General features: G+C 67.2%; 29 protein-coding genes. 14 read left to right on the top strand and 15 right to left on the bottom strand.

What is annotated here, in order from left to right; all coding sequences use genetic code 11:
* Positions 1-30: 30 nt before the first annotated feature.
* On the top strand, positions 31-327 hold the full coding sequence (locus tag RSO01_RS25480) for a GIY-YIG nuclease family protein (protein ID WP_147152704.1): 297 nt from the start codon (positions 31-33) through the stop codon (positions 325-327).
* Between the two features lie 149 nt (positions 328-476).
* Here RSO01_RS25480 and RSO01_RS49545 read toward each other — a convergent pair whose 3' ends face one another.
* The 5 genes from RSO01_RS49545 to RSO01_RS25510 form a co-directional block, all read right to left on the bottom strand.
* Positions 477-1,001 (bottom strand): UGSC family (seleno)protein, encoded by a 525-nt coding sequence (locus RSO01_RS49545; protein ID WP_281291509.1) that lies wholly within the window; start codon positions 999-1,001, stop codon positions 477-479.
* Entirely contained in the window at positions 998-2,452 is a 1,455-nt protein-coding gene (locus RSO01_RS25495) for a thioredoxin family protein (RefSeq protein ID WP_147152710.1), read from the bottom strand. Before RSO01_RS25495 ends, RSO01_RS49545 begins: the two co-directional genes overlap by 4 nt.
* Before the next feature lie 91 nt (positions 2,453-2,543).
* Positions 2,544-3,536 carry an alpha/beta fold hydrolase gene (locus RSO01_RS25500; protein ID WP_147152712.1) on the bottom strand — a complete coding sequence of 331 codons (993 nt, stop codon included), beginning with the start codon at positions 3,534-3,536 and terminating at the stop codon, positions 2,544-2,546.
* 75 nt (positions 3,537-3,611) lie between these two features.
* Positions 3,612-4,553 (bottom strand): fatty acid desaturase, encoded by a 942-nt coding sequence (locus RSO01_RS25505; protein WP_147152714.1) that lies wholly within the window; start codon positions 4,551-4,553, stop codon positions 3,612-3,614.
* A complete protein-coding gene (locus tag RSO01_RS25510) occupies positions 4,535-5,197 on the bottom strand; it encodes an MSMEG_1061 family FMN-dependent PPOX-type flavoprotein (protein ID WP_147152716.1) in 663 nt (220 codons plus the stop codon). Before RSO01_RS25510 ends, RSO01_RS25505 begins: the two co-directional genes overlap by 19 nt.
* A 105-nt stretch (positions 5,198-5,302) precedes the next feature.
* On the opposite strand from RSO01_RS25510, the gene RSO01_RS25515 reads away from it, so the two are divergent.
* The 7 genes from RSO01_RS25515 (at position 5,303) to RSO01_RS25545 (ending at position 12,475) form a co-directional block, all read left to right on the top strand.
* Positions 5,303-6,286: an ABC transporter substrate-binding protein gene (locus RSO01_RS25515; RefSeq protein ID WP_147152718.1), complete on the top strand. Its 984-nt coding sequence runs from the start codon at positions 5,303-5,305 to the stop codon at positions 6,284-6,286.
* An 89-nt stretch (positions 6,287-6,375) separates the two neighbouring features.
* Complete coding sequence (locus tag RSO01_RS25520) at positions 6,376-7,260, top strand: ABC transporter substrate-binding protein (RefSeq protein WP_170303347.1); 885 nt, start codon at positions 6,376-6,378, stop codon at positions 7,258-7,260.
* Positions 7,261-7,307: 47 nt separating this feature from the next.
* Positions 7,308-7,625 (top strand): ABC transporter substrate binding protein, encoded by a 318-nt coding sequence (locus RSO01_RS25525; RefSeq protein WP_170303348.1) that lies wholly within the window; start codon positions 7,308-7,310, stop codon positions 7,623-7,625.
* Positions 7,622-10,483, top strand: a complete 2,862-nt coding sequence (locus tag RSO01_RS25530; protein WP_147152724.1) for an ATP-binding protein — start codon at positions 7,622-7,624, stop codon at positions 10,481-10,483. Before RSO01_RS25525 ends, RSO01_RS25530 begins: the two co-directional genes overlap by 4 nt.
* Positions 10,480-10,845: a response regulator gene (locus RSO01_RS25535; protein WP_147152726.1), complete on the top strand. Its 366-nt coding sequence runs from the start codon at positions 10,480-10,482 to the stop codon at positions 10,843-10,845. The genes RSO01_RS25530 and RSO01_RS25535 overlap by 4 nt, the downstream gene beginning before the upstream one ends.
* A gap of 172 nt (positions 10,846-11,017) precedes the next feature.
* Positions 11,018-12,112 carry an adenylate/guanylate cyclase domain-containing protein gene (locus tag RSO01_RS25540; RefSeq protein ID WP_147152728.1) on the top strand — a complete coding sequence of 365 codons (1,095 nt, stop codon included), beginning with the start codon at positions 11,018-11,020 and terminating at the stop codon, positions 12,110-12,112.
* 90 nt (positions 12,113-12,202) lie between these two features.
* Positions 12,203-12,475 carry a hypothetical protein gene (locus tag RSO01_RS25545; RefSeq protein ID WP_147152730.1) on the top strand — a complete coding sequence of 91 codons (273 nt, stop codon included), beginning with the start codon at positions 12,203-12,205 and terminating at the stop codon, positions 12,473-12,475.
* 187 nt (positions 12,476-12,662) lie between these two features.
* Here RSO01_RS25545 and RSO01_RS25550 read toward each other — a convergent pair whose 3' ends face one another.
* Together RSO01_RS25550 and RSO01_RS25555 are read right to left on the bottom strand one after the other, a co-directional pair.
* Entirely contained in the window at positions 12,663-13,142 is a 480-nt protein-coding gene (locus RSO01_RS25550) for a hypothetical protein (protein ID WP_170303349.1), read from the bottom strand.
* Between the two features lie 67 nt (positions 13,143-13,209).
* On the bottom strand, positions 13,210-14,136 hold the full coding sequence (locus RSO01_RS25555) for a patatin-like phospholipase family protein (protein WP_147152734.1): 927 nt from the start codon (positions 14,134-14,136) through the stop codon (positions 13,210-13,212).
* A 143-nt stretch (positions 14,137-14,279) separates the two neighbouring features.
* Here RSO01_RS25555 and RSO01_RS47535 point away from each other — a divergent pair, with 143 nt between their 5' ends.
* The 3 genes from RSO01_RS47535 (at position 14,280) to RSO01_RS25565 (ending at position 15,964) form a co-directional block, all read left to right on the top strand.
* Positions 14,280-14,477 carry a hypothetical protein gene (locus RSO01_RS47535; protein WP_170303350.1) on the top strand — a complete coding sequence of 66 codons (198 nt, stop codon included), beginning with the start codon at positions 14,280-14,282 and terminating at the stop codon, positions 14,475-14,477.
* Between the two features lie 154 nt (positions 14,478-14,631).
* Complete coding sequence (locus RSO01_RS25560; RefSeq protein WP_147152736.1) at positions 14,632-14,901, top strand: hypothetical protein; 270 nt, start codon at positions 14,632-14,634, stop codon at positions 14,899-14,901.
* A gap of 52 nt (positions 14,902-14,953) precedes the next feature.
* Entirely contained in the window at positions 14,954-15,964 is a 1,011-nt protein-coding gene (locus RSO01_RS25565; protein WP_147152737.1) for a protein kinase family protein, read from the top strand.
* Between the two features lie 6 nt (positions 15,965-15,970).
* Here the strand turns inward: RSO01_RS25565 and RSO01_RS25570 are convergent, their stop codons facing one another.
* Complete coding sequence (locus RSO01_RS25570; protein WP_147152739.1) at positions 15,971-16,795, bottom strand: alpha/beta fold hydrolase; 825 nt, start codon at positions 16,793-16,795, stop codon at positions 15,971-15,973.
* A gap of 102 nt (positions 16,796-16,897) precedes the next feature.
* Positions 16,898-17,524 carry a PAQR family membrane homeostasis protein TrhA gene (trhA, locus tag RSO01_RS25575; protein ID WP_147152741.1) on the bottom strand — a complete coding sequence of 209 codons (627 nt, stop codon included), beginning with the start codon at positions 17,522-17,524 and terminating at the stop codon, positions 16,898-16,900.
* Positions 17,525-17,602: 78 nt separating this feature from the next.
* Between trhA and RSO01_RS25580 the strand changes: the two genes are divergently transcribed.
* Both RSO01_RS25580 and RSO01_RS25585 read left to right on the top strand, forming a co-directional pair.
* Complete coding sequence (locus RSO01_RS25580) at positions 17,603-18,358, top strand: NYN domain-containing protein (protein WP_147152743.1); 756 nt, start codon at positions 17,603-17,605, stop codon at positions 18,356-18,358.
* Between the two features lie 267 nt (positions 18,359-18,625).
* Positions 18,626-18,907, top strand: coding sequence for a hypothetical protein (locus tag RSO01_RS25585; protein WP_147152745.1), 282 nt, complete (start codon positions 18,626-18,628; stop codon positions 18,905-18,907).
* A 108-nt stretch (positions 18,908-19,015) separates the two neighbouring features.
* On the opposite strand, the gene RSO01_RS25590 is transcribed toward RSO01_RS25585, so the two are convergent.
* The gene (locus tag RSO01_RS25590; protein WP_147152746.1) at positions 19,016-19,228 is read right to left on the bottom strand and encodes a cold-shock protein; all 213 of its coding nucleotides are present in this window, start codon (positions 19,226-19,228) and stop codon (positions 19,016-19,018) included.
* Between the two features lie 386 nt (positions 19,229-19,614).
* Between RSO01_RS25590 and RSO01_RS25595 the strand changes: the two genes are divergently transcribed.
* Positions 19,615-19,941: a hypothetical protein gene (locus tag RSO01_RS25595; protein WP_246158793.1), complete on the top strand. Its 327-nt coding sequence runs from the start codon at positions 19,615-19,617 to the stop codon at positions 19,939-19,941.
* Positions 19,942-19,980: 39 nt separating this feature from the next.
* On the opposite strand, the gene RSO01_RS25600 is transcribed toward RSO01_RS25595, so the two are convergent.
* From RSO01_RS25600 to RSO01_RS25620, 5 genes are all read right to left on the bottom strand, one after another.
* The gene (locus RSO01_RS25600; RefSeq protein WP_147152748.1) at positions 19,981-21,672 is read right to left on the bottom strand and encodes an adenylate/guanylate cyclase domain-containing protein; all 1,692 of its coding nucleotides are present in this window, start codon (positions 21,670-21,672) and stop codon (positions 19,981-19,983) included.
* 169 nt (positions 21,673-21,841) lie between these two features.
* Positions 21,842-23,095 carry a c-type cytochrome biogenesis protein CcmI gene (ccmI, locus tag RSO01_RS25605; protein WP_147152750.1) on the bottom strand — a complete coding sequence of 418 codons (1,254 nt, stop codon included), beginning with the start codon at positions 23,093-23,095 and terminating at the stop codon, positions 21,842-21,844.
* Positions 23,095-23,547 (bottom strand): cytochrome c-type biogenesis protein, encoded by a 453-nt coding sequence (locus RSO01_RS25610; protein ID WP_147152752.1) that lies wholly within the window; start codon positions 23,545-23,547, stop codon positions 23,095-23,097. The genes ccmI and RSO01_RS25610 overlap by 1 nt, the downstream gene beginning before the upstream one ends.
* On the bottom strand, positions 23,544-24,086 hold the full coding sequence (locus RSO01_RS25615) for a DsbE family thiol:disulfide interchange protein (protein ID WP_147152754.1): 543 nt from the start codon (positions 24,084-24,086) through the stop codon (positions 23,544-23,546). The genes RSO01_RS25610 and RSO01_RS25615 overlap by 4 nt, the downstream gene beginning before the upstream one ends.
* Positions 24,083-26,056, bottom strand: a complete 1,974-nt coding sequence (locus RSO01_RS25620; protein WP_147152756.1) for a heme lyase CcmF/NrfE family subunit — start codon at positions 26,054-26,056, stop codon at positions 24,083-24,085. The genes RSO01_RS25615 and RSO01_RS25620 overlap by 4 nt, the downstream gene beginning before the upstream one ends.
* Between the last annotated feature and the right edge of the window lie 42 nt (positions 26,057-26,098).

The raw sequence follows: 26,098 nt of genomic DNA on the forward strand, positions 1-26,098 counted from the left end.
GCGCAGCGAAGGATCTCATCGCCGCCAGCCATGAGTGAACGCCGCTACTTCGTCTATATCATGATGACGAGTAACTCGCTCAACACGATGTACATCGGCGTGACCAACGACATCGGTCGGCGCGTTTTCGAGCACCGCAATCGCAAGGGCAGCGAATTCGCAGCGAAGTATCGTGTGACCCGGCTTGTCTACGTTGAGGAGTTCGAGAATCCAACCGAAGCGATAGCCCGTGAAAAGCAGCTCAAAGGCTGGAAGCGGATTCGCAAGAACCAGCTCGTCCGTGCGGCTAATCCTACGTGGGCCGACCTCGCCCCCGAGTCATCCTGAGCGCAGCGAAGGATCTCATGCCGTCGACGACAGAGTCCTGCATCGACGGCGATGAGGTCCTTCGCTGCGCTCAGGACGACAGGTAGGGCTAGCTTTCGCGTAGTCGACGAGCAGGACTGCCTCAACGGCGATGAGATCCTTCGCTGCGCTCAGGATGACTGAAGGAGCGCCATCACCTTGGCGAAGGCTTGGTCGGCAATTGCCTCGATCTCGGCCTTGGTGCGGTTCTGGATGGGATGGGGGACGTAGACCACCGCCGGATCGAAACCCAGCGATTCGCTTTGCGCCTCGACGCCGTCGACGAAGCCGGTGGTGACGATGTTCACGCCGGGGATGCCGCGGGTGTCGAGGTTATGAATGTCGTGCAGACTGCACGATGTGCAAGACCCTCAATCGCTTAAGGCGATCACTGCGAGCTGGTTCTCGGCGGCGATCTGCTGCATCAGCGCCGTCGGCGCCACCTTGGTGTTGGTCGGCTTGGCGTAGCGCCTGGTCGCCACGCCCGCCTTCTTGAAGTGGCCTTCGAGGCGGTCGATGAATTCCGCCCCGCGCGACTTGCCGATATCCATCAGCGCCACGGTCTTGCCGTCGAGCGACGAGGGCGGTGTAAGACGCGCGCGCCGCACCGGCGAGCTTTCAGCGGTGGGATCGCGCAGCTTCGTTTGCGAATTCATGGGCGAATCTCCCTGGTAACGGCCTGGCATTCCTCGCGCACACGCTGACCCGGCCAGCCGCCGATGATGGCGGAGAATAGCCCGGCTTCGCCGCCAGCGCGAACGATCAGCACGCCGTCGGGCATGGGCTGGAACTTGTCGACGACCAGGTCGGCGTACTTGGGCGGCAGGCCTTCGGCCACGTTCTGGGCGCCCCAGACCAGGTCGCGGCCCGGTCGCTTCAGCGCCTGGAACAGCTCGTCCTCGATGCGGCGGCGGTTCCAGCCGCCATCCTTAAAGATCTTGTAGTGCTCGGGCGTCAGCACCAGCACCGCGTTGCCGGCATCACAGAGCTTGGGATGCCCGACGCCGAACAGGCCCATGGCCAGCGAGCGCACCAGCTCTTCCGGCGTGCGTGACTTCTGGTCGATGAAGCCGTGCACACCCTCGCCATGGAACAGCGTGACCGCGCTCTTGCCGGGCGCAATGCCGCGGCGCACGGACAAGGGCTCCCAATCGGGATCGGATTCGTCCTCGGCGAAGCAGAAGGTGTACTTGCCGGGATTGCCCAAGGTCGCGCGATCGATGGCGCCCGGCAGGCCGCCGCCGACGTTACGCACGATGAGCTGCAGCGCGCGGCCGATCGTGGCGTTGGCGCGATTGCCCTGGCCCAGCGCATTGACGCCGCTGTTCATGCCGATCGCCTTGGCGGCCGGGCCGTTGATGATCACCAGTGGGCCCGAGAAGTGCGTGGTGCAGAGCAGCCCGTGCAGCACGAACAACGGATCGAGGGCGGCCTCCAGCACGCCCAGCACCACGGGCATATATTCCGGCTTGCAACCCGCCATCACGGCGTTGATCGCCACCTTCTCGACGGTGCAGGGCGCGAGGTTGGGCGGAATGAGCCCGACGACCTCGTCGGGCTTGCGCTCCGTGCCGCCCAGCATGCGCAGGATGCGCTCGTCGGTCGGCGGCACGACGGGCAGGCCATCGGTCCAGCCGCGCTCGAAACAAGCCTCCATCGGATCGTCCCAGTTGCCGACGGCGATCTCTCGCGACTTCAGGCCGGGATCGCCATAGCGCGCGATCAGCGCTTCGTGCATACCGGGCTCGACGCTCTTGGAGCCACAGCCGGGCTGCCAGTCGGGCAGGCCCTTGCCCTCGGCAGCGTCGCCGGCGAGCCGCATCCATTCCTGGCGCTGCCAGCCTACCGTGCGCTCGACCTCGCGGCCGTCCTTGAAGCGGATCAGGGTCGGCACCGCCTCGATGTTGAGTCGGAACGAGCGCTCGAGCGCGTCGTCGTAGAGCACCGAGCGCACGCCCGACGGGAAGGTCGGATCGTCCTGGCTGACCACGGCCAGCGGGCCGGCGCGATCGAGGCTCTGCATCACCGGCTCGACCAGCACGCAGGTCGGGCAATCACGCTTGGCGACGATGACCAGGCCGTCGCGCGGGAGGAGGGTGTCGGGCATGGGGCCACTCCTGTCATGCTGAGCGTAGCGAAGCATCTCATCGCCGTCGAAGCCAGTCTCGATTTCGACGGCATGAGATCCTTCGCTGCGCTCAGGATGACAGAAGGGCGTTCACCTGGGCATCGACGAAAGCCGCATCCTCCGGATTGCCGTTGGGATTGCCGGCGCGGTGGCCCCAGACGGACGGGATCTCGACCAGCCTGCCGTGCCTCAGGTGGGGCAGCTCCAGCCGGTTGTCGTCGGTCTGGAAATAGAGGTCGGTGGCGGACGGCATCAGCAGCACCTTGGCCTTGATGCCGGCCAGCGCCATCTGGAGATCGCCTCGGTAAAGGTCGTTGGCCGAGATGTCGCCGTTCTGCCAGGTCCAGAGCTGGGCCATCAGGTCGCGTGCATCGCGGCGCAGGAAGTTGGCCTCCCATGAGCGCACCAGAAAATCCTCCAGGCTGGTGAAGCCCAGCCCGCGCCACATCTCGCGGCGATAGAAGGTCTGGCTGAGCGCCCAGCCGGCATAGATGCGACCCATGGCGCGCAGCCCGTCTTGCGGCGTGCGCGCGTTCTGCACCGCCGTGCGCACGCCCTCGAGGAACACGAAATTGTGCGGCGCCGTCTTGGCCGAGCCGCAATTGACGACGATGCGCTCGACCGCGTCGCCGAACAGGGCGGCCCAGTGATAGGCCTGCTGCGCGCCCATCGACCAGCCATAGACCATCTTCACCCGATCAACGCCGAACAACTCGGCCAGCAGACGGCGCTGCTGCGTGACGTTGTCGTAAGTCGTGACCTCGGGAAACTCCCCGGGGGTGTTCGACGGCGAGGACGACAGGCCGTTGGTGAACATGTTGGGGATGACGATGAAGTAGCGGCTGGGATCGAGGCAGTGCTCGACCTTCACCAGCCATTCGATATCGGTGTGATGGGCCGAGTAGCTGGTCGGATAGAGGATGACGTTGTCGCGCTTGGGCGAGAGCGTGCCGTAGGTCTTGTAGACGATGCGCGCGCCCTTGAGCGTGCCGCCGCGCTGCAGCGCGAGGTCGCCGCACTCGAAGGTGCCTTCAGCCGTTCTCACGTTGAACTCTCCTGTCATGCTGAGCGAAGCGAAGCATCTCATCGCCGTCGAGGCCGTACTCTGTCACCAGCGCCATGAGATCCTTCGCTACGCTCAGGATGACAGAGGGGCTCGCGACAGAGAGCGCACGATCTCGCCCTGCACCTGGATGTAGCCCTTGGCGACGTACTTCAGATGCGGCCGCAGGTGGCGATGGGCCTCGGGCAGGTTATGGAAGGCGATGTTGGGGAACAGGTGATGCTCGGCGTGGTACGGCAGGTTCCACATCAGGAAGCGCACGATGGGATTGCTGAGCGTGGTCCGCGTATTGGCGAAGCCGTCGTCGGAGTTGGGGCAGAGCGTGTGCTCGCACAACAGATAAAGCCGCAGGAACGGCAGGCCGACCAGCAACGGGATGAACCAGACCCACAGCACGACCGTCGTCTGCAACGCGATCGAGCCCACGATCAGCACGGCATAGAGCGCCAGCAGCCAGCGGCCCCAGCGCCGCACCTCGGGCCACGCCGAGGGATGGATGTAGTCGACATCGCCGCGATAGCCGAACGGGAACAGGAAGATGTCGCGCACGCGCAGCATCAGGAACGGGATCGAGCTGACGCGGAACAAGTACTGCCCCCACGTTTTTGGCGTGCCCGACGTCACCAGCTCGGGATCGCGCGCGGGGTCCTGCGTATAGCGGTGATGCGCCATATGATAATGCCGGTAGAAGCCGGCATTGTTCAGGATCGCCGCACCCGAGAAGAAGGCGAGCACGTCCGCCATCCAGCGCGTCTTGAACGAGCCGTAGTGCACCGATTCATGCATGGCGCCGAACAGCGAATTGACGAAGAGGCCCTGCACGAGCAACGCCGGCACGACCCACCACGTGCCCTTGGTTGCAAGCACCAGCCAGCCGCCGGCGACCAGCAGCGCCACATGCGCCGCCGTCTGCACCAGCCCGTGCCGGTCGGACCGGGTGTAGAGGCGCTTCAGCACCTCGGCCGGCACGACCCGCATCTGGCGGGCGCGCTGGCCGGTTATGGTATAGGCGCCCATAGCCCGTCCTTGTAGGCGCGCTCGGTGCGCGCCTCGGCCGTCTTCTTGTCTTCTTCGCTGAGGCCGATCTGCTCGCCGACCATGCGGCTGATCGACGGGAAGGTGCCCTTGGCCTGGACATAGTCGGGCTGCCACAGCCTGGAGCGCAGCAGGGCCTTGGCGCAGTGCAGGTAGGCCTGGCGCACCGAGATGACGATGGCGCACCTGGGTTCCTTGCCCTGCACCGCCATCGAGGCCAGCAACTCGGGATCGACCGAGAGCCGCGCCGTGCCGGCCACGCGCACCGTCTCGGTGATGCCGGGGATCAGGAAGATCAGCGCGATCTCGGGATTCTCCAGCAGGTTCTTCAGCGTATCGAGCCGGTTGTTGCCCGGCCGGTCAGCCAAAGCGATCGTGCGCTCGTCCAGCACCTTGAACGACCCCGGCGGATCGCCCCGCGGGGTGACGTCCTGCTTGCCGGACGCATCGGCCGTGGCGACCAGACAGAGCGGCGACAGTTCGATGAAGCGACCCATGTGCACGTCAATGCGGCCGATGTCCTTCAGCGCCGCGCCCTTGGAGACGGCGGCGTAGGACCCGACCAGCGCGGCCGCGCCGGCGGCATCGAGCAGGACAGGCGAACGGGGTGCCAAGGCATCGGGCATGGGGACCTCCAATGGCCGAAAGGCTAGCACAATTCGCGCCTGCAACCGCTCGCCAAGTCGCCGCCGATCTGATTACCTGCCCCCTTGGGGCAGGGGGTTCGTCGAATGAGGCGACGCGATTTCACGACCATGGTTGGCGGCATGGCGCTCGCCTGCGCGCGCCCTGCCACCGCGCAGACCTCGGCGAAAACCTGGCGCCTCGGCACGCTTTCGCCGGGCGCGCCGATCAGCGAGAACAGCCCCAACGGTAAGGTCCTGTTGGCCACGCTGGCGCAGCACGGCTACACGCTGGGAGGCAACCTCACCTACGAGGCGCGCGCCGCTGCCGGCCAGATCGCCAAGATTCCCCCGCTTCTGCAGGACCTCAAGGCAAGCGGCGTCGATGCCATTGTTGCCATTGGCTACCCGCCGGCACTCGCCGCCAAGACGACCGGTATACCGACGGTCGTGGCCTTCGGCGTCGGCGATCCGGTGGCCACCGGCTTGATCGACAGCCTGGCCCATCCGGGCGGCTCCATCACGGGCATTTCCGACATGGCCGGGCCGCTTTCCGCCAAACGCCTGTCGCTCTTGAAGGAGCTGGCGCCGAAGACGAGCCGGGTAGCGATGCTGTGGAACCGGGACGATCTCGGCATGTCGCTGCGCTACGAGGCGTCGGCCGCCGTCGCCCGCTCGCTCGACATCACGGTGCAGCCTCTCGGCGTGCGCGAGCCGGACGATTTCGAGGGCGTGTTCGAGGCGATGAACCGCCAGCCGCCGGACGCCATCCTCATGGTCTCCGACTCGCTCACCACGCTCAATCGCAAGCGGGTGTTCGACTACGCCGCTGCCAAGCGCCTGCCCGCGATCTACGAGTACGACTTCCTGGTACGCGACGGCGGCCTGATGTCGTACGGTTCCGATCTCGCCGAGTCCTTCGATCGGGCGGCCGCCCTGGTCGACCGGATCTTCAAGGGCGCCAAGCCGTCGGAATTGCCGTTCGAGCAGCCAACGCGCTACCCCTTCGTGATCAACCTGAAGACCGCCAAGGCGATGGGGCTGGAAATCCCTCCGAACGTGCTCGCCCGCGCTGACGAGGTCATCGAGTGAAGCGTCGGCATTTTCTGCTGGCGGCAGCGACAACGGGAATCGCTCCAGCGGCGCACTCACAGTCGCCCTCCGGACCGCGCATCGTCTATTTGAGTGGCAGGTCCGCCGCCACCGACTCCCATCTGCTCGAAGCATTCCGCGAAGGCTTCAAGAGCACAGGCTATGTCGACGGCCAGAACGTCACCATGGACATACGCTGGGCCGACGGCCGCTACGGCGACGTGGCGAAAATGGCGGCCGAGGTCGTGGCGACCAAGCCCGACCTGATCGTCGCCGTCGGCGGCAACCCGGTCGGGCTCGCGGCCAAGCAGGCGACCTCGACCATTCCCGTCGTGTTCGGCGCCGGCGCCGATCCGGTCAAGATCGGGCTGGTCGATAACCTCAACCGACCGAACGGCAACCTGACCGGCATGACCTTGTGGGCCAACGAGCTCGACGCCAAGCGGCTCGACCTGCTGCACGACATGCTGCCCAAGGCGCGCACCGTGGCCGTGCTGATGAACCCCGACAACCCGGGCTACGAGGATCTCCTGCCGCGCACCCGCGAGACCGCCGCCGCGCTCGGCCTCGAGATCAAGCTCCTGACCGCGGCCAGCAGCTCGGCGATCGAGCGCGCCTTCCAATCCCTGCCGGCGGGTTCGGTCGATGCCCTGGCCGTCGGTGCCGATGCTTTCCTGATCAATAGCCGCGCCCGTATCGTGGCGCTGACCAACGAGCGCCGTTTGCCGACGATGTTCCCGGCGCGGGAGTTCGCCATCGACGGCGGGCTGGCGAGCTACGGCACGCGCTGGACCGACATGTACCGCATCCTCGGCAGCTATGCCGGTCGCATCCTCAAGGGCGCCAAGCCGGCCGAGCTGCCGGTGCAGCGGCCGACGACCTACGAGCTGGTGCTCAACCTCAAGACAGCGCGGACGCTCGGTCTTGACCTGCCGCCGCTCATCCTGACGCGCGCCGACGAGGTCGTCGAATGAGGCGGCGCCATCTGCTGTCATTGGCAGACGCGTCAGCTGCCAACCCAATGCCCGCGGCCGTAAACCAGAAGACGGCGCGGGCGCTGGGCTCTACCCTGTCGCCCATGGTCCTCACCCGCGCCATGTGGTTCGACCGCCAGGCTGTGGTGGCCGGCGGCCTGATCTCGCTGTCGGCCAACACCAACGACATCTTCGAGCGCGCCGCCGTCATTACCGACAAGGTCCTGAAGGGCGCCAAGCCTGCCGACCTGCCCGTCGAGCAGCCCGCGATCTTCGAGCTGGTCATCAATCTCAAGGTCGCCAAGGAGCTCGGCCTCACCCTGCCGCGATCGGTGCAGGTGCAAGCCAACGAACTGATCGAATGAAGCGCGGCCTGTTCCTCAAATACGTCGTTCTGTTCGTCGGCCTGGTCGCCGCCGTGCTGGTGATCAATTCCGCGCTCGGCCTGTGGTTCGTCTACCAGGAGAACCGGCGTGCCTCGATCGAGGTCCAGCACGAGAAGGCCGAGAACGCCGCGCAGCGCATCGAATCCTTCGTGCGCGAGATCGAGCGCCAGATCGGCTGGGTGGCCCAAGCACAATGGGCCGCCCTGCCGGTCGAGCAGCGGCGTTTCGACTATGTCCGCCTGCTGCGCCAGGTGCCGGCCATCACCGAGCTGGTGCAGATCGACCGCGAAGGCCGCGAGCAGCTCAAGGTCTCACGGCTGACCATGGACGTGGTCGGCAGCGGCACCGACCTCTCCAAGGAGCCGGCCTTCGTCGAGGCGATGGCCAAGAAGACGTGGTTCGGACCGGTCTACTTCCGCAAGGAATCCGAACCCTACATGACCATGGCGGTGGCCCATGGCGGGCGCGGCGGCGTCACCGTGGCCGAGATCAACCTCAAGCTGATCTGGGACGTCGTCACGCAGATCAAGGTCGGCAAGGACGGTTACGCCTACGTCGTCGGCCCCCAGGGCCGGCTGGTGGCGCATCCCGACATCTCGCTGGTGCTGCGCGGCACCGACATGAAGCGCCTGCCGCAGGTGGCCGCGGCGCTCGCCTCGCCCGGCGCCAACGACAGCGAGAGCGACGCCACGAACCTGGCCGGCGTCTCGGTGCTCTCCGCCCACGCCGAGATCCCGGCCCTGAAATGGCTGGTCTTCGTCGAAGTGCCGACCATCGAGGCACAGCAACCCGTCATCAATGCCGGCCTGCGCGGCCTGGCGCTGCTGGTGCTGGGCCTGCTGATCGCAGCCTTGGCCGGCGCGTTGCTGGCACGGCGCATGGTTGTGCCGATCCGCGCCATGCAGGCCGGCGCCGAGCGCATCGGCAGCGGCGAGCTCGGCCATCGCCTGTCGGTCAAGACCGGCGACGAGCTGGAATCGCTCGCCAACCAGTTCAACCGTTCGGCGGCGGCGCTCGAGGAATCCTACGCCACCCTGGAGCAGCGGGTCGTCGACCGCACCCAGGAGCTCACCGAGTCGCTCGAGCAGCAGACCGCGACGGCCGGCATCTTGCGCGTCATCTCGCAATCGCCGACCGACGTCGAACCCGTGCTGCAGGCCGTGGCCGATGCGGCGGCCGGCCTGTGCCGTGCCGACGAGGCCGCCGTCTTCCTGTTCAAGGACGGCGCCTATCGCTGGGCGGCGTCGGCGCATATCGCCAGCACCTATGTCGACATCGTGAAAGGCGAGACCTTCACGCCCGGCAACGACAGCCTGGTCGGCCGTACGGCGCTGCAAGGCACGGTCGTGCAGATCGAGGATGCCCCGAACGATCCCGAGTACGGCCGCCGCGACCTCGCGCAGCTGGGCGGCGCGCACACGCTGATCGGCATTCCCCTGCAGCGCGAGGGCGAGACGATCGGCGTCATGGTGCTGACGCGCCGTCACGTCGAGCGCTTCACCGACAAGCACATCGAGATCCTCAAGATCTTCGCCGATCAGGCCGTGATCGCCATCCACAACGTGCGGTTGTTCACGGAACTGCGTCAGTCGCTCGAGCAGCAGACGGCAACCGCCGAGATCCTGCAAGTGATCTCGAGCTCGCCGACCGACGTGGCGCCCGTCATGCAGGCGGTCGCCAAGGCGGCGGTGCGCTTCTGCGGCGCCGAGGACGCACACGTCTTCCTGCGTGACGGTGACGAGATCGTGTCGAGCGCGCATGAGGGCCCACTGTCGGCCCATCCGCTGGGCCATCGCGATCCACTCGATATCCGTCTAAGCCGCGCCCAGTCGATTCTCGAGGCGCGCGTCACCCACATCGTCGATACCGAGGCGCTCGACGCTCAGGAATATTCGGTGACGAAGGCCTATGCGGTGCAGTACGGCTTTCGTGCCCAGCTCAACGCGCCCATGCTGCAGGAGGGCCGCGCCATCGGCTGCATCTGCCTGCGCCGCCGCGATCCCGGCGCCTTCACCCAGCGCCAGATCGAGCTGCTGGAGACTTTCGCGGCTCAGGCCGTCATCGCCATCCAGAACGTGCAGCTGTTCACCGAGATCCAGGAAAAGAGCCGCCAGCTCGAGGTCGCGAGCCAGCACAAGTCGCAGTTCCTGGCCAACATGAGCCACGAGCTGCGCACGCCGCTCAACGCCATCATCGGCTACACCGAGATGATGGCCGACGGCCTCTACGGCGACGTGTCGGAGAAGGCGCAAGGCGTGCTGGAGCGCGTGCAGGCCAACGGGCGTCATCTTTTGGGCCTGATCAACGACGTGCTCGACCTCTCCAAGATCGAGGCCGGCCAGCTCGTGCTGGCGATGGAGGAGTATTCCGTGGCCGACATGGTGGCGACGGTGCTGTCCGCCACCGAATCGCTGGCCCGCACCAAGAACCTGAAGTTGGGTTCCGACGTGCCGGCCGGGCTGCCGACCGGCACCGGCGATGCGCGGCGGCTGACGCAGGTGCTGCTGAACCTGGTGGGCAACGCCATCAAGTTCACCGACCAGGGCTCGGTCGAGGTGCGGGCGCGCCAAGTCGACGGACGCTTCGAGCTCAGCGTGGTCGACACCGGCTTCGGCATCGCGCCCGAGGACCAAGCTAAGATCTTCGAGGAATTCCAGCAGGTCGACAACACCAGCACGCGCAAGAAGGGCGGCACGGGGCTAGGCCTCTCGATCTCGCGCCGCATCGTCGAGTTGCACGGTGGCCGCATCACGGTCGAGTCCGACGTGGGCAAGGGCTCGACCTTCAAGGTCACGGTTCCCATCAACGCGTCCCCCATCGAGGAAGCCGCGCAATGAGCAAGAAGATCCTGGTCGTCGAGGACACCGAGGACAATCGCCAGATCCTGCGCGATCTTTTAGGCATGGCGGGCTACGAGATGGTCGAGGCGCATGACGGCGCCGAGGGCGTGGCCAAGGCGTCGGAGCACAAGCCCGACCTGATCCTGATGGACATCCAGATGCCGGTGATGGACGGCTACGAGGCGACGCGGCGCATCAAGGCCGATCCGACACTGAACAGCATTCCGATCATCGCTGTGACGTCCTATGCGCTCTCCGGCGACGAGCAAAAGGCGCGCGCCGCGGGATGCGACGGCTATATCGCCAAGCCATACAGTCCGCGCCAGATGCTGGCCAAGGTGCGCGAGGTGATTGGATGATTGCGATGAAGGGCGCATCGTCGCTACCACCAGCACCACCTCACCCTGAGGAGCGCACGAAGTGCGCGCCTCGAAGGGTGGGCCACAGGCCGGTCGGTTGCCCACCCTTCGAGACGCGGCCCTGCGGGCCGCTCCTCAGGGTGAGGTTGGGTTTTGTTTCGTCGTCCCCCTGATGCGTAACCCCGCGCGCATCCTGATCGTCGACGACGTCGCTGACAATGTCGAGATCCTGCGCATGCGGCTCTCCTCGCTGGGCTACGAGGTGGTGGTAGCCGAGGACGGCGAGCAGGCGCTGGCCCGCGTGCGCGACGACCTGCCCGACCTGGTGCTGCTCGACATCATGATGCCCAAGATCGACGGGCTGGAGGTCGTGCGCCGCATGAAGGCCGATACGAGCCTGCCCTTCATTCCGGTGATCCTGGTCACGGCCAAGGCAACCCCGAAGGACGTCGTGGCCGGCCTCGACGCCGGCGGCGACGACTACCTCACCAAGCCGATCGAGCACGGCGCGCTGGTTGCCCGCGTGCGCGCCATGCTGCGCATCAAGGCATTGCACGACGAGGTGCAGGCGCTGAACAAGGACCTCGAGGCCAAGGTGCAGGCCCAGGTCGGCGAGCTCGAGCGCGTCGGCCGGCTGCGCCGCTTCCTCGCGCCACAGCTTGCCCAGGCGATCGTCTCGGCCGGCGACGAGAACATCCTGGGCAATCATCGCCGCGAGATCGTGGCGATGTTCTGCGACCTGCGCGGCTTCACCGCCTTCTCGGAGACGTCGGAGCCCGAGGACATCATGCAGCTGCTGGCCGAATATCACGGCGCGCTCGGTCCGCTGATCCGGCAGTACGAAGGCACGCTCGACCGCTTCACCGGCGACGGCATGATGGTGTTCTTCAACGACCCGCTGCCCTGCCCCGACGCGCCCGAGCGGGCGACCAGGCTCGCGCTCGAGATGCGCGATGCGGTGGCGAGGCTTGGCGAAACCTGGCGCAAGCGCGGCCATCGGCTGGGCTTCGGCGTCGGCATGGCGCAGGGCTACGCCACCCTGGGCCGCATCGGCTTCGAGGATCGCTTCGACTACACGGCGATCGGCGCCGTCATCAACCTGGCGGCCAGGCTGTGCGCCGAGGCCGAGGACGGCCAGGTGCTGGTGAGCGGCCGGCTGGCCGCAGCAGCCGAGACGGTGGCCGAAGTCGAGGAACTGGGCGAACGCCAGCTCAAGGGGATGGCCCGACCTCTAGTGGTCACCTGCCTCAGGACCCTCAAGACCTAAGTTCCTGAAACGAACCGGAAATTGGCTTGGAACACCTCCGGCCGAGAGGCGTTCATCCCGCATGCGCTTCCGGAGAGAAAGGAGAGACCGATGAGTGACTACATTCCCAATCCGCCCAATCCCGAGCGCGACCCTCGCAACTACGACCGCTACTACGAAGACAATAGCGGCAAGGGCGTGACCCTGGTGGTCGGCATCCTCGTGGCGATCGCCTTGGCAGCGGGCTTGATGTTCTTTGCCGGCTCGCCGAACGAACGCACCGACCAGGCGCAGCTGCCGGCGCAGGAGCGCACGATAACTCCACCGGCCAACCCCGCGCCTGCGACACCGCCGGCCCGTCCGGCCACCAATCCGCAGCAATAGAGCTCGGGTAGTAGCTTACTAGGCGAAAAAAAGGCCCGGCCGCGCGAACACGCGGTCGGGCCGCAAGGGCCTTTTGGTCTCAGCCGCTTGCTAGCACGCGTCGTGGACCGCATCCCGCGCATCCCACGCAAAGCTGATTTGCATCTTGTCGGACCGCGGGCCTCCAGGCCCGCCGTCGATCAGAAACTTATTTGGCCATCTTGTCGAAGGGTGGCCGCAGGAAGAGGGGCACGCTCACCCCTTTCACCTCGGCCCGGCTGCGTTCGACGTCCTTGGAGATGCAGCGGCGGTCGAGGGCGTCGTCCTTGGCGTCGCGCCCATAGGTGCGCACGGTCGCCAGCACCATCTGCACCATCTCGGCGCTCTGGCGGGCGCTGGCACCGGCTGTCTTCATCCGCTGCACCGCCTGCTCGAGGTCAGCCTGCAGGCCTGCATAGAGGAAAGGCACCGTCTCGGTCGAGCCACGCAGGCAATAGAGGATCAGCGAGCGGTCGTCGGCGTAGTCGCGCGCCGTCATCAGCACCGATTCGAACTGCGCACGCTCCAGCGCCGCCTGGGCATGGGCCGCCGGCAGCGTGAGCAGCAGCATGCTCCCCGCCAGGAAATTCCGGGCTGATTTGACCATGGTCACGACATCTTGGGCGCGGGCCAGCGTCTTGTCGATCAAGCGACGAAGACCTTGATGGGCTGGTCGGCTGGTGCTGTCCGTGGCATTTGCCACATTCAGATCGTGCCTACAGATAGCGCCGCAGCGTCGGCAGAGCCTGCTCGACGCAGGCGCGGCCTTCGTCGATCGCCTCCTCGGCGCGGTTGAACTCCATCAGGCCGATTTTGCGCAGGCGCGGCACCAGCATCACGTGAGGCGGCTCGCCCGCCAGGCGCGCGCGGGTGATGTGGTCCTGCATGATGTTGATGGCGGTGGCGAGCACGTCGAAGTAGCCGGGCGCCGCTTCGCGCGGCGGCGGCGGGCTTGAGTCGGCCTCGGCTGACGGGCGCCGCAATGCCGCCGGCAGAGGCCACTGGCCCAGCATGCGCCGCACGACCTCGCCCGAGAGACGCGACGGCTTTGTCTCGACCGGCGGCTCGGGCTCGGTGAAGCGTCGTCCAACGAGCTCGCCGTTGAGATTGACGGCGATGATGACGTCGGCGCCCAGCGCGCGGCAGACCGAGACGGGGATGGGATTGGAGAGGCCGCCGTCGAGCAACCACCTGTCGTCGAGTCGAGCCGGGCTGAAGATGCCGGGGATGGCGATCGACGCGCGCACCGCTTCGTGGATCGGGCCCGACTGCAGCCAGATCTCGCGTCCCGTGGCCATGTCGGTGGCGACGGCGGCGTAGTGCGTGGCGTAGCTCTCGATCGGCTCGCCGATGCCCATGCCCTTCAGGAAGGACATCACCTGCCGGCCGCTGATCAGCCCGCCGCCGCTGAGGCGCAGGTCGGTCAGCCGCGCGATCGTGCGCCAGGTCGCAGTGCCGGCCCATTGCCTGAGCTCAGGAAGACGGCCTGCGACGTGCGCGGCGCCGACCAGCGCGCCCATCGACGCACCGCAGACGATGTCAGGCTGGATGCCGGCTTCGGTCAGCGAGTCGATGACGCCGATATGCGCCCAGCCGCGGGCCGAGCCGCTGCCCAGCGCGAGGCCAATACGGGGCCGTACCATGGCAACATCATAGGCGCAGGTAATCCGCGGATACCAGACGCCAGACTGCACGGATCATGCGCAACAATCGGCCGCCATATCGTTGACTTGATGTCAGCCGATGATCGCCGAGTGGGGAGGGCAGAGTAGTAGGAACGTGGGCTATGAGTATTCTAGGTGACCTGCAGGCGGTGGCAGCCAAGCTGTCGCTGCAAGACAACCGTCAGACCTGTGCCTTTTGCGGCAAGGGCAAGCTAGTCCTGATCGCCGAACGGCCGGATCCCAACTTTGGCGCGCTCGGTGTCGTCGAACAGACGTTCCGATGCGACTCCGCAGAGTGCGGCAAGCTCACGATCGACTGATAGTCTGGAGATCCTGGAGCGCACGGCGGCGAGAAGCGCCCGCTGTCATCGCGGCGCGCGATGACAGAGTGCATAGCCCCGGGCCCCAACGCTGCGCGGGTAGTGTGCTTTCCGCGGGTTGCCCGAAACGGGCTTCCGGGGCAGCATGCCGTCCATGACCGAGAGCGTGCACAAAGTCACCAAGCGCATCGAAGAGCTGCAGGGCGCGGCACGCAGGGCGCGGCTGGAAGCCATGCAGCTCGCCGCCAAGCTGCTCACGACCTCCAACGCCGAGCTGTCGGGTTCGCCGACCAACATGCCTCGCGACGGCGAGCTCGCCGCGTTGCGCGCCCGCTACGAAGGCCTGGTGAAGATCGCCGACGAGGCGCAGGCCCAGATCGACCGGCTGCAGGCCGAAGAACACGAGCGGAAATACTATCGCTGACCAGACCTCCCCGCTGCACAAGGTCGCCGATGCCGCCTATCTCACGGCGGCCTTGCAGCGTTGCGGCGTCTTGGGCGACGGCCGCGTCGTCTCGGTCGAGGCCGAGGCGCCGCGCGACCAGCTCGTGTCGCGCATCGTGCGATTGCAGCTTACTTACGAAGGCGCAGCCGACGCAGCGCCCCGCTCGCTGATCCTGAAGATCGCATTGCCCGGTCGCGCCAGTGACGGGCCGTTCGTGCAAGGCGAGCGCGAGGTCGCCTTCTACGCCAAGGCTGCGTTAGCGACGCCCGCAGGCCTGGTGCCGCGTTGCTTCGATTCGGCCTGGGAGCCAGAGAGCCGGCAGTGGCACCTGCTGCTGGAAGATCTCACCGACACGCACGAGATCGCCACACAGTGGCCGTTGCCGCCCGACGAGGCGCTGTGCCGGCGCATGGTGCAGACGCTGGCACGCTTCCACGCCGCATGGTGGGACCATCCATGGCTCGGCAGGGAAATCGGCACACGGGTCGACGCCGAGACCGTGCGGCAGACGATGCAGCAGTATGCTGGCGCGTACGAGCGCTTTGCCGATCACCTGGGCGATCGCCTGTCGCGCGAGCGGCGCCAGCTCTATGATCGCTTCTTTGCATCGGCACACCGCGTGCAGGCGCGCGTGCTGACGTGGCGCAATGTCACGCTGGTCCACGGCGACGCCCATGTCTGGAACTGCTTCGTGCCGAAGGACGGCTCGGACGACCTGCGCTACTTCGACTGGGATACCTGGCGCATCGGGCTCGGCACTGGCGACCTCGCCTACATGATAGCGACGCACTGGTATCCCGAGCGCCGCCGGCAGTTCGAAAGGCCATTGCTCGACCACTATCACCGGGCCCTGCTCGCCCACGGCGTGCAGGACTACGACCGCGCCGCCCTCGCCGAGGACTATCGCCGCTCGGTGCTGATGCAGCTCCTGCTGCCGCCGCTGCAGTGGTCGGTCGGCATCCCGCCCTGGGTGTGGTGGCACCATATCGAACGCATCACGGCGGCAGTCGACGATCTCGACTGCCGCCCACTTCTCGGCTGATCCGGCTCACGCCTTGATGAAGGCGAGCAGCTCGGCATTGATCGTGTCGGCGTGCGTGGTTGGCAGGCCGTGCGGGAGGTCCTTGTAGGTCTTCAGCGTTCCGTTCTTCAGGAGCTTGGCCGACAAGGGGCCCGCATCGGCATAGGGCACGATCTGGTCGTCCTCGCTGTGTACCACCAGGACCGGGATCGTGATCTTCTTCAGGTCCTCGGTGAAATCGGTCTGCGAGAAAGCGACGATGCCGTCATAGTGCGCCTTGGCGCCGCCCATCATGCCCTGTCGCCACCAATTCTGGATGATCGCTTCCGACGGCTTCGCGCCCGGCCGGTTGAAGCCGTAGAACGGCCCGGCCGGGAGGTCGCGATAGAACTGCGAGCGGTTGGCCGCGAGCTGGACCTGCAAGCCGTCGAACACGTCCTTCGGCAGGCCACCCGGATTGGCCGCCGTCTTGACCATCAGCGGCGGCACCGCGCAGAGAATCGCGGCCTTGGCCGCCCGGCTCTCACCATGCCGTCCCAGGTAGCGCACGACCTCGCCGCCGCCGGTCGAATGGCCGACATGCACGGCGTCCTTGAGATCGAGATGCGCCACGACCGCTGCGAGATCGTCGGCGTAGTGGTCCATGTCGTGGCCGTCAGACACCTGGGTCGAGCGGCCGTGGCCGCGCCGGTCGTGGGCGACGACGCGGAAGCCATGGTTGAGGAAGAACATCATCTGGGCGTCCCAGTCGTCGGCCGAGAGCGGCCAGCCGTGGCTGAACACGATGGGCTGACCCTTGCCCCAGTCCTTGTAGAAGATCTCAACACCGTCCTTGGTCTTGATGAAAGGCATGGTCGCTCTCCGTTACAGCATTCGATGGACGACAGGCATATGGCGCACGCCGACCCTGCACAATCCAACCAAGGTATACGTTCACCTACGTAGAGGTGTGGCTCAGGCCTGTAACAGGGTCATGATGGCGGCGTAGTGGGTGGCGGCCGCGATCACCACGAAGCCGTGCCACAGCGCCCGGGCGTAGGGCCAGCGGGTGGCAAGGTGGAAGACGACGCCGACGGAATAGACCACGCCGCCCGTCAGCAGCAGGACGAGAGTCGTATGATCGAGCGCCGCGAGCAACGGTTCGGCGGCGATCACGCCGACCCAACCCAGCGCCAGGTAGAGCGCGACCGACAGCGCCTCGATCCGGCGCGGCTGGAAGAGCTTGGCGGCGACGCCGGCCAGCGCGGCCGTCCAGACGCCTGTGGTGAGGCCGATTGCCCAGCCGCCCGGCAGGCGAAGCACCAACGGGGTGTAGGTGCCGGCGATCATGACGAATATCGCCGCGTGATCGAACCGACGCAGCCACTCGCGCCACCGGCACGAGCGCCAGACATTGTAGACGGCCGAGCAACCCAGCATGGCGAGCAGGCCGGCGAGATAAACGGAGACCGGTACGAGGTGGCCGTCCCCGGACGATTGCAGCGCCACCCAGAGCATGGCAACCACGCCGGCTGCGCCCAGGGCAAGCCCCAGCGCATGCACGGCGACGTCGGCCAGCACCTCGCGTCGCTCGATATCCATCGGTGAGGGAAACATGGGGCCAGTGGCGGCGGTTTTCAAACCCGTCTGGTGGTACATTCGACAACCCAAGGAGGCCCCATGGCCGAAGACACCCGCCCGCGCCGCTTCGCTGTGCTGATCGATGCCGACAACACCTCGTCGCGCATCGTCGATGGCCTGTTCGAGGAGATCGCGCGCTTCGGCGAGCCGAGCGTGCGGCGCATCTACGGCGATTTCTCCAGCCCGCGGCTGAAATCGTGGACCGAGGTGCTGCAGAGGCACGCCATCGATCCCTACCAGCAGTTCGCCTACACCTCGGGCAAGAACGCCTCGGACATCGCGCTGGTGATCGACGCCATGGACCTCTTGCACAGTGGCCGCTTCGACGGCTTCTGCCTGGTCTCGTCCGACAGCGACTTCACGCGACTCGCCTCGCGCCTGCGCGAGGAGGGCGCCGACGTCTACGGCTTCGGTGCGCAGAAGACGCCCGAGAGCTTCCGCCAGGCCTGCCGGCGCTTCATCTACACGGAGAACCTGGTGCCCGAGGCCGCGACCACGACCGAGCAGGAGGGCGCGCGCCGCGCGCTGCAGCCGCCGAGTGCCGTCGTGCCCCTGCTGGCGCGCGCCATCGAGCAGATGGAAACCGAGGACGGCTGGGTCGGCTTGGGCGCGGTCGGTCAGCGGCTGGCCGCCATCGCCTCGGACTTCGATCCACGAACCTACGGCTATCGCAAGCTCTCGGACCTGGTGCGCAACACCGGTGCCTTCGAGATCGACCAGTCCAGCGGCCGCTTCCTGCGCATCCGCGCCAAGCCGGTGCGGCCGGCCTCCTCGTCGCGCCGCAGCCGCGCCTGACCAGGCATCGAAAAACAACCTTGTGAAGCGGACTGCCGAGGCCCATGTCGGAAGGACGACGCGGCGACCGATTCGGCGCGTGCCCTTTGTTCCGACCACTAGGTGACCCCTGCGTCAGAATCCACTGAACGCACGGCCCCGGCTCCTCCGCACCGAGCTTGCGGCACTGCGCCGGCTGGCGAGCGACCGCCGTCTCGCCTCCACGCGCCTGCCGGCGCTGATTCGCACCGGCCCGGAAGCGCCGCCGATCAAGCGACGCGAAGCACGATGAGCCGCAGCGAGCAGACGCCGCTCAGCACCAACGAGGAGATCACACTGCGGCGCGTGGCCTATGGCCAGTCGGATGTCGCGCATCTGCGCGCCGAGGATCTGGAGCGGCTGCGCGCGCTGGCCCTGGTCGCCGGCAGCCCGCGCACACCAACGCTCACCGCTGCAGGCAAGGCGCGCTTCGATAGGCTGGCCAAGCCCGCCGCAGTGACGCAGGTCAACGCCCAGAACGAGCTGATGGCGACGCTCGGCCGCCTGATGGCACGCGCGGGCCGGCGCTAGACAAACAAAAACCCGCCCCCTCTTGCGAAGGTGCGGGCTCTGCCATCTCACCGGGCTCGCCAGTACATCCGTGGTCGGCCCGGGAAACTTTTGGTCAGGTCGAACGGACTAGCCGACCGCCTTCAGGTTATCGGCTGACGTCTTGCCGCTCCGGCGATCGGTCACGAGCTCGAACTCGACCTTCTGGCCTTCGCTCAGCGAGCTCATGCCGGCACGCTCGACAGCGCTGATATGCACGAATGCATCCTTGCCGCCATTGTCCGGCTGGATGAATCCGAAGCCCTTTTGGGCGTTGAACCACTTCACGGTTCCCGTCGTCATGGGAGACCCTTTCACTTCACGTAACATGCTGCCCACGCGCAACCCTTACGGGGAGGCGGGCAGGCCGTCGAATTTCGCATTTATTTTCGGGGCAAGGTCCTGGCGCTGCGGACATTCCTCTACGCGCGGCGCCAAATCGTCGTCCGTCTATCGACCCCCTGCATGTGGGCGCTTGCCGATCGTTTTGCAAGGCCCAACTGAGGACCACCATGCCCTCGCGCGACTGCGTCGGATGCGACGGTTCGCGGCTTTCCACGGCCGGCGGCAAGGTGTAAGAACAAATGACCATTGCCTCAAGCGTCGGCTTGCGATGGCTGAGAGAGGCGAGTGCTCCCGCCACAGCGCAGGAGCCATCGTGATCAACGCCCTTCCGGACCGCATCTGACATGCAGGCCACCCGCGGCTCGATCCAGTTTCTCGGCCGGCTGAGTGGCGCCGGCGAGCTCGCCTGCGACGGCGAGCCGATGGGACACGCCACGTTCGAAATCGACGGCTTTCGTGCGCGGACCGGAGAGGTCGTGGGTTCGGGCGAGATCCGCATGACTCCCGCCGAGCTCGACCGCGCCTTCGGCCGCACCAACCTCACCCTTACCACCGACGAAGGTCGCGTGCTCGCCGTGCGCTTCTCCGGCAAGCGCCACAACGCCTCGGAGAATGCAGCACACGCCGACATCACCGGCGATCTGCCGGCCGCGAAGCACTGGCGGCGCTAGGCGGCTCTCTTCATTTGCAGCGAACTCAGCCGCTGACTGTCAGAGAGGCTGAAACTTCAGCAGCTCCTGCGCCGACTGGCGCGCGTCGTCGAAGCGGCCGAGCTGCCACTGCGCCACGGTGAGAGAGCGCCAGGTCGAGGTGTGCTTCCGGTTGGCGTGCAGCGAACGCTGGGCCAGCTCGAGTGCGCGCCGGTAGCGGCCTGCGGCGACGGCGGCAATAGCGGCGAGCGATTCGTAGAAATAGCGATGCGGGTCGAGCGGGGACAGCGACAGCGCCCGCTCAGCATGGTCGATCGCCTGCTCGCCCTCGCTCTTGAAGGCGTGCAGCGTGCTCTTGAGCAGCCAGGCAAGGGCATTGCTGGGGTTGGCAACCAGCGCGCGTTCGTAGGATTTCTGGGCGACGTCGAACTTCTTCAGGAGATTGACGTGCACGAAACCGTCGATGGCGAGCGCCAGCGAATTGTCGGGGTCCATGTCGAGGGCGCGCTTGGCACATTCCGACGCAAGATAGGTGTCGCGTTGCGGGTCGTCCGACCAGCCCTGCTGGACGCGCAGCACATGCCAGTTGCCCAGCCAGGCGATCGGCAGGGGATGGCGCACACCTCGGTCGATCAGCGCCTGCAGCAGCCGATGCGATTCCTCGAAGTCGGGCAGCGACAGGCGATGCATCAGGCTGACCGCGCCCATCATCAGCGTGTAAGCCTTGAGCGTCGGCAACGGCTGGGTGCGCGAGCGCAGCACCTCGCGCGCCGTCACCGCGGCACCGACGGCGGCGATCAGCCGGCCGATGAGCTCCTGCTCGCCCGAAACGATGCCGGCCAGATCGTCGTACAGGCTCTCGCTCCACAGCACACGGCCGGTCTTGGCCTCGGCCAGCTCGACGTCGAGCTTGAGGCGCGTCCCGCCGGCGCGATAGGCGCCCGACAACACGTAGTCGGCGCCGAGATGGGCCCTGATCTCGCGCAGCGAGGCGGCGCGGCCGGAGAAGGCGGTGGTCGACAGGCGCGACACCACCTTGAGGTCGGCCGACTGCGACAGGCGGCGGATCACCTCCTCGGCCAGGATCTCGCCGATCACACCCTGATCGGCAGCGGCGCTGCGCGACGCGAAGGGCACGACGGCGATCGACGGCGCCAGCTCGTCGAAGCTCGCCACATCGACCGTCAGCTGCGGCCCGGGCGGGCCGACGCGATAGGCGCGAACCAGGTCGGGGAAGCCGCGTACCGGGCAGTCGCCCAGGTCCTCGATGTCCGCGTCAAGGTCGGCAGTCAGGCCGTCGTGCACGTGCTGTGACACGACGATCTCGCCCGGCCTCGCGAGGCCCACCAAGCGGGTGGCGACGTCGACACCACGGCCTAGCCCATCGTTGGCGCCGACAATCACGTCGATCACCTCCATGCCGATGCGCAGCATGATCTGGCGATCGGCGGCGCGGGCGGAGTTGGCGCGATGGCACTCCTGCTGGATGGCAAGCGCGGCCGATGCGCCGGAGCGCACGTCGGCGAAGTCGAGCAGGATGCTGTCGCCCAGGCCCTTGACGAGGTGGCCGTTATGGCTCGGCACGATGTGCTTCTTCACATGATCGACGAAATCCAGCCAGTGGGCGGTGACACCCCCTTCATCCCGTTCGACGAGGCGTACAGCGCCGGCGATGTCGACAAGCAGGATCGCGCGCCTGGCCCATGAGGCGTGATGTTCCGACCGAAACTCGGACAGATCGAGCTCTGCCATTGCGACCCCAAATACCGCCTGCGCGCCGCGGCAAACGGCTCAATTTCAACCATACCAAACATGGCAGCGGGAGAAAGTGACAAGGCTCACACCCAACGAAAGTGACTTTGCGCACATCCAGCGGGACAGCGCCAAGAATTCCGTCAAATGCCCGCAGATTGCGGTGGAGCTAGGGGGAGTCTGCGGCCTTGATGCGCTCTTCCAGCATGGCGCGGATCGGCGCGTCGGCGGGTAGCAGGGCGAGCAGGGTTTTCCACCGGCGCGCCGCGGCGGCCTTGTCGCCGGCGGCGAACGAGGCCGCACCGAGATAGAACAGCGCCAGCCCGTTGCGCGGCTCTGCCTTCTCCAGGCGCTCGAGCACGGCGACGGCGGCGGGTGACGGCGCCTCACCGGGCTTCAGGCCGCGTACATGGGCTTCGGCCCAGTCGGCCAGCAGGCGGGCATCGACCGGCGCGAGCGCATCGGCCTTGGCGTAGGCGTCGACGGCGTTCGCGCTCTCCCCCAGCACCTTCCAGGCGTTGGCCAGGCGCAGCCAGCCGCCGCGATCCTGCGGGTTCTCCTTCATGCGCGCAGCGAGGCCCTCGACCATGCCGCGGATCGCCTGCTGGCGCTGTTCGGGCGTCAGCGCCGCCATCGCCTCCTGCTGATCCCGCGAGAGCTGCGGCATCGTCGCGCCGGCGGGCAAGCCGGCGGCCTGGGCGACGCGCGCCATCTCGGCGCGCAGCATCGGCAGGAACGGCGCGTTGGGCGGGCTCTTGGCCTCGAGCTCCTGCCAGCGCTTGAGCGCGGCGGCGCTGTCACCGGCCTGCGCCTCGTGCAGGCCGAGATAGTAGAGCGAGCGCGCATCGCCAGGCTGCAGCGTGATGGCCTTGTTGAAGGCCTCGAGGGCGCCAGGAGGCACCGTGCCGTCGGCTTCGAGCGTCAAGGCCTCGCCCAACGCGGACTGCGCATCAGCGCTGTTCGGCTCGGCGGCGACGCGCGCCCGCGCCTGGGCGACCAGTTGCGCAATATCCATCGGCTGCTCGGCTGGCGGCTTTGTGCCGGCAATGAAGGGCGCCGCGGGCAGCCCAGGATGGCCGACCTTCAGATAGAGGCCGAGCGCCAGCAACGGGATCGCCAGGGCGAGCGCGGGCGGCAGCAGGCGATGCAAGGTGTCAGACGATGCCGTTGGCGTCTTTGCCGCGGCGTCGGCGGCGAGGATGCGGCGCTCGATCTCGAGCCGCGCCGCCGCGGCTTCGCTCTCGCTCAAGGCACCGCCGGCGCGCTCGCGCTCGATCTCGGCGAGCTGGTCGCGATAGATCGCAAGCTCGCCCTCGAAGCGGCCCGATGAGCGATGGGTCGCCGCCGTGCGCCCACGCACCAGCGGCATCAGCAGGGCGCCGACCGTCGCCGTGGTGAGAAGGGCGAGCAGGAATTCCAGCATCAGCGGCCCAACAGGGAGCGCAGCCGTTCGCGCTCCTCGTCACTGAGCGGCGGCAAGGGCGCAGTGGCGCGGCGGCGCAGCGCTGTCAGCATGATCGCACTTGCCGCGATCAACAGCAGCAGCGGTGCGCCCAGCCACAGCACCAATGTACCGAGCTTGAAGGGCGGCTTCAGCAGCACGTAGTCGCCGTAGCGCGCGACCATGAAGTCGAACACCTGGGCGTCGCTGTCGCCGGCGGTCAGCCGCTCGCGCACGGCGCGGCGCATGTCGCGCGCCACCTCGGCCGCCGAATCGTCGATCGACTGGTTCTGGCAGACGACGCAGCGCAGCGCCTGGCCGATCTCGCGCGCGCGGGCCTCGAGCGCGGGGTCCTTCAGCATCTCCGACGGGTCGACGGCGAGCGCCGGCAGCGCGAACAGGGTCGCGAGCAGCAGGACGAGAACGCGCTTCACGGCTTGCCGCCCTTCAGGAAGGGCAGGATGGCGTCGCGCACGTCCTTCTCGGTGATCGGCCCGCGGAAGTGGAAGCGCACGATGCCATTGCCGTCGATCAGGTAGGTCTCGGGCACGCCGCTCAAGCCCCAGTCGATGCCGGTCCTGCCGTCGAAATCCTGGCCGGCATAGAGGAAGGGATCGCCGAGCTTGGCGAGCCAGGCGCGTGCCTCCTCGGGCTTGTTCTTCCAGGCAATGCCGATGATGACGGCGCCGTCGCGCTGGGCGAGGCGCGTGAACAGGGGGTGCTCGGCGAGGCAGGGCGTGCACCAGCTGGCAAAGAAATTGACGATCGTGGGCTTGCCGGTGCGCAGCAGCGCGTCGGTGAGCGGTTTGTCGCCCTCGCGCAGCGCGCGCAGGTCGAGCTTCGGCGCGGGGCGGCCGACCATCACCGAGCCGATCGACGCGGGATCGCGGCCCGCCATCAGCGACCAGGCGAAGAAGCCCGCCATCAACGCCAGGGTGGCGAGCGGCAGGAGGAAGAGGAGACGGCGGCTCATTCGGCCGCCTGTACCGCCGGCCGGCGCGAAGGGGCGCCGATCCTGAGGCGGCGGTCGGAGAGCGAGACGAAGCCGCCGAAGGCGCAGAGCGCGGCGCCGAGCCAGATCCAGGGCGCCAGGGGATTTAGATAGAGCCGGATCACCCAGCCGGTGTTGGGATCGCCCTCACCCATTGCGGCATAAAGATCGCGCAGGCCGTCGCTGTGGATCGCGGTCTCCGCGACCTGGCGGCGCTGCACCGTGAACAACCGGCGCTCGGGCTGCAGGATGGTGAAGGGCCGGCCGCCCGTGGTGACGTCGAGCGTGGCGCGCTCGGCGACGTAGTTGGGGCCTTGCACGTTGTCGACGCGCACCAGCGTGATGTCGTAGCCCCCGATGCGCGTCTTCTCGCCGGGCTTCAGGGTCTGGATCACTTCGAGATGCCAGGCGCCGGTCGCCACCGCGCCCAGCACGACGACGCCGAGGGCGGCATGCGAGATGGTCATGCCGATGGCGGCGCGCGGCGTAGCGCGCAGGCGCCGCATCGACTCGGCCCACGGCGCGCGGCCGAGCCGCAGGCGACTTGCGAACTCGACCAGGCTGCCCACGATCAGCCAGACGCCGAAGCCGAAGGCGACTGCGGCCAGGGTCGAGCGGCTGTCGATGGCGACGGCGGCGACGATGGCCGCGATCACCGAGACGAAGAAGGCGATGCGCAGCTGTTGCAGCGCCGGCCACAGCTCGGCGCGCTTCCAGCCCAGGAAGGGGCCGACGCAGAGCGCGGCAAACAAGGGCGCGCAGATCGGCACGAAGGTGGCGTTGAAGAAAGGCGGACCGACCGAGACCTTGTTGCCGGTCAAAAGATCGAGGAACAGCGGGTAGAGCGTGCCTAAAAGGACCGTGGCGGCGAGGGTGCAGAGCAGCAGGTTGTTCAGGATCAGCGCGCCCTCGCGGCTGACCGCCTGGAACAGTCCGCTCGAGGTCAGCTTCGGCGCCCGCCAGGCATAGAGCGCCAGGCCGCCGCCGGTGACGGTCAGCAGGAAGGCCAGGATGTAGAGGCCGCGCGCGGGATCCTGTGCGAAGGCATGCACCGAGGTGAGCACGCCCGAGCGCACCAGGAAGGTGCCGAGCAGCGACAGCGAGAAGGCGAGGATGGCGAGAAGAACAGTCCAGCTCTTCAGGGCGTCGCGCTTCTCGACGACGATGGCGGAATGCAGCAGCGCGGTGCCGGCAAGCCAGGGCATCAGCGAGGCGTTCTCGACGGGATCCCAGAACCAGAAGCCGCCCCAGCCGAGGATGTAGTAGGCCCACCATGAGCCCAGCGCGATGCCGAGGGTGAGGAAGCACCAGGCGGCCAGCGTCCACGGCCGCACCCAGCGCGCCCACGCCGGATCGACGCGGCCTTCGAGCAGGGCGGCGATGGCGAAGGCGTAGGTCACCGAGAAGCCGACATAGCCGAGATAGAGCAGCGGCGGATGGAAGGCCAAGCCCGGATCCTGCAGCAGCGGATTGAGGCCATTGCCGTCGGCCGGCGCCGGCGACAGCCGCTCGAAGGGATTGGAGGTGAACAGCAGGAAGGCGAGGAAGCCGACGCCGATCAGCGCCTGAATGGCAAGCACGCGCGCGCGCAGCGTGTCGGGCAAGTTGGCGCCGAACAACGCCACGGCGGCGCCGAACACGGCAAGGATCAGCGCCCACAAGAGCATGCTGCCCTCGTGGTTCCCCCACACGCCGGAGATCTTATAGATCAGCGGCTTGGCCGAGTGCGAGTTGGCGACGACGTTGGCGACGGAGAAGTCCGACGTCACGTAAGCCTGGGTGAGAGCCGCGAAGGCGATGACCACCAGCAGCGCCTGGGTGAGCGCCGCCGTGCTGCCAAGCGCCATCAACCGCCCATCACCGCGCGCCGCGCCGACCAGCGGCAGCGTGCCCTGTACCAGCGCGACAGCCAGCGCGAGGATGAGAGCGAAGTGGCCGAGTTCGGGGATCATCGGGCGCCCGCAGCGAACGAAGTGAGCGAGGGTCGCCGGCGG

It is taken from the genome of Reyranella soli, from assembly GCF_007992495.1.
Classification (GTDB): Bacteria; Pseudomonadota; Alphaproteobacteria; order Reyranellales; family Reyranellaceae; genus Reyranella; species Reyranella soli.

Coding starts and splice junctions, on each gene's coding strand:
- RSO01_RS25480 (WP_147152704.1), top strand. CDS start 31: ATGAGTGAACGCCGCTACTTCGTCTATATCATGATGACGAGTAACTCG.
- RSO01_RS25495 (WP_147152710.1), bottom strand. CDS start 2,452: ATGCCCGACACCCTCCTCCCGCGCGACGGCCTGGTCATCGTCGCCAAG.
- RSO01_RS25500 (WP_147152712.1), bottom strand. CDS start 3,536: ATGACAGGAGAGTTCAACGTGAGAACGGCTGAAGGCACCTTCGAGTGC.
- RSO01_RS25505 (WP_147152714.1), bottom strand. CDS start 4,553: ATGGGCGCCTATACCATAACCGGCCAGCGCGCCCGCCAGATGCGGGTC.
- RSO01_RS25510 (WP_147152716.1), bottom strand. CDS start 5,197: ATGCCCGATGCCTTGGCACCCCGTTCGCCTGTCCTGCTCGATGCCGCC.
- RSO01_RS25515 (WP_147152718.1), top strand. CDS start 5,303: ATGAGGCGACGCGATTTCACGACCATGGTTGGCGGCATGGCGCTCGCC.
- RSO01_RS25525 (WP_170303348.1), top strand. CDS start 7,308: ATGCCCGCGGCCGTAAACCAGAAGACGGCGCGGGCGCTGGGCTCTACC.
- RSO01_RS25530 (WP_147152724.1), top strand. CDS start 7,622: ATGAAGCGCGGCCTGTTCCTCAAATACGTCGTTCTGTTCGTCGGCCTG.
- RSO01_RS25535 (WP_147152726.1), top strand. CDS start 10,480: ATGAGCAAGAAGATCCTGGTCGTCGAGGACACCGAGGACAATCGCCAG.
- RSO01_RS25540 (WP_147152728.1), top strand. CDS start 11,018: ATGCGTAACCCCGCGCGCATCCTGATCGTCGACGACGTCGCTGACAAT.
- RSO01_RS25545 (WP_147152730.1), top strand. CDS start 12,203: ATGAGTGACTACATTCCCAATCCGCCCAATCCCGAGCGCGACCCTCGC.
- RSO01_RS25555 (WP_147152734.1), bottom strand. CDS start 14,136: ATGGTACGGCCCCGTATTGGCCTCGCGCTGGGCAGCGGCTCGGCCCGC.
- RSO01_RS47535 (WP_170303350.1), top strand. CDS start 14,280: ATGAGTATTCTAGGTGACCTGCAGGCGGTGGCAGCCAAGCTGTCGCTG.
- RSO01_RS25560 (WP_147152736.1), top strand. CDS start 14,632: ATGACCGAGAGCGTGCACAAAGTCACCAAGCGCATCGAAGAGCTGCAG.
- RSO01_RS25570 (WP_147152739.1), bottom strand. CDS start 16,795: ATGCCTTTCATCAAGACCAAGGACGGTGTTGAGATCTTCTACAAGGAC.
- trhA (WP_147152741.1), bottom strand. CDS start 17,524: ATGGATATCGAGCGACGCGAGGTGCTGGCCGACGTCGCCGTGCATGCG.
- RSO01_RS25580 (WP_147152743.1), top strand. CDS start 17,603: ATGGCCGAAGACACCCGCCCGCGCCGCTTCGCTGTGCTGATCGATGCC.
- RSO01_RS25585 (WP_147152745.1), top strand. CDS start 18,626: ATGAGCCGCAGCGAGCAGACGCCGCTCAGCACCAACGAGGAGATCACA.
- RSO01_RS25590 (WP_147152746.1), bottom strand. CDS start 19,228: ATGACGACGGGAACCGTGAAGTGGTTCAACGCCCAAAAGGGCTTCGGA.
- RSO01_RS25595 (WP_246158793.1), top strand. CDS start 19,615: ATGCAGGCCACCCGCGGCTCGATCCAGTTTCTCGGCCGGCTGAGTGGC.
- RSO01_RS25600 (WP_147152748.1), bottom strand. CDS start 21,672: ATGGCAGAGCTCGATCTGTCCGAGTTTCGGTCGGAACATCACGCCTCA.
- ccmI (WP_147152750.1), bottom strand. CDS start 23,095: ATGCTGGAATTCCTGCTCGCCCTTCTCACCACGGCGACGGTCGGCGCC.
- RSO01_RS25615 (WP_147152754.1), bottom strand. CDS start 24,086: ATGAGCCGCCGTCTCCTCTTCCTCCTGCCGCTCGCCACCCTGGCGTTG.
- RSO01_RS25620 (WP_147152756.1), bottom strand. CDS start 26,056: ATGATCCCCGAACTCGGCCACTTCGCTCTCATCCTCGCGCTGGCTGTC.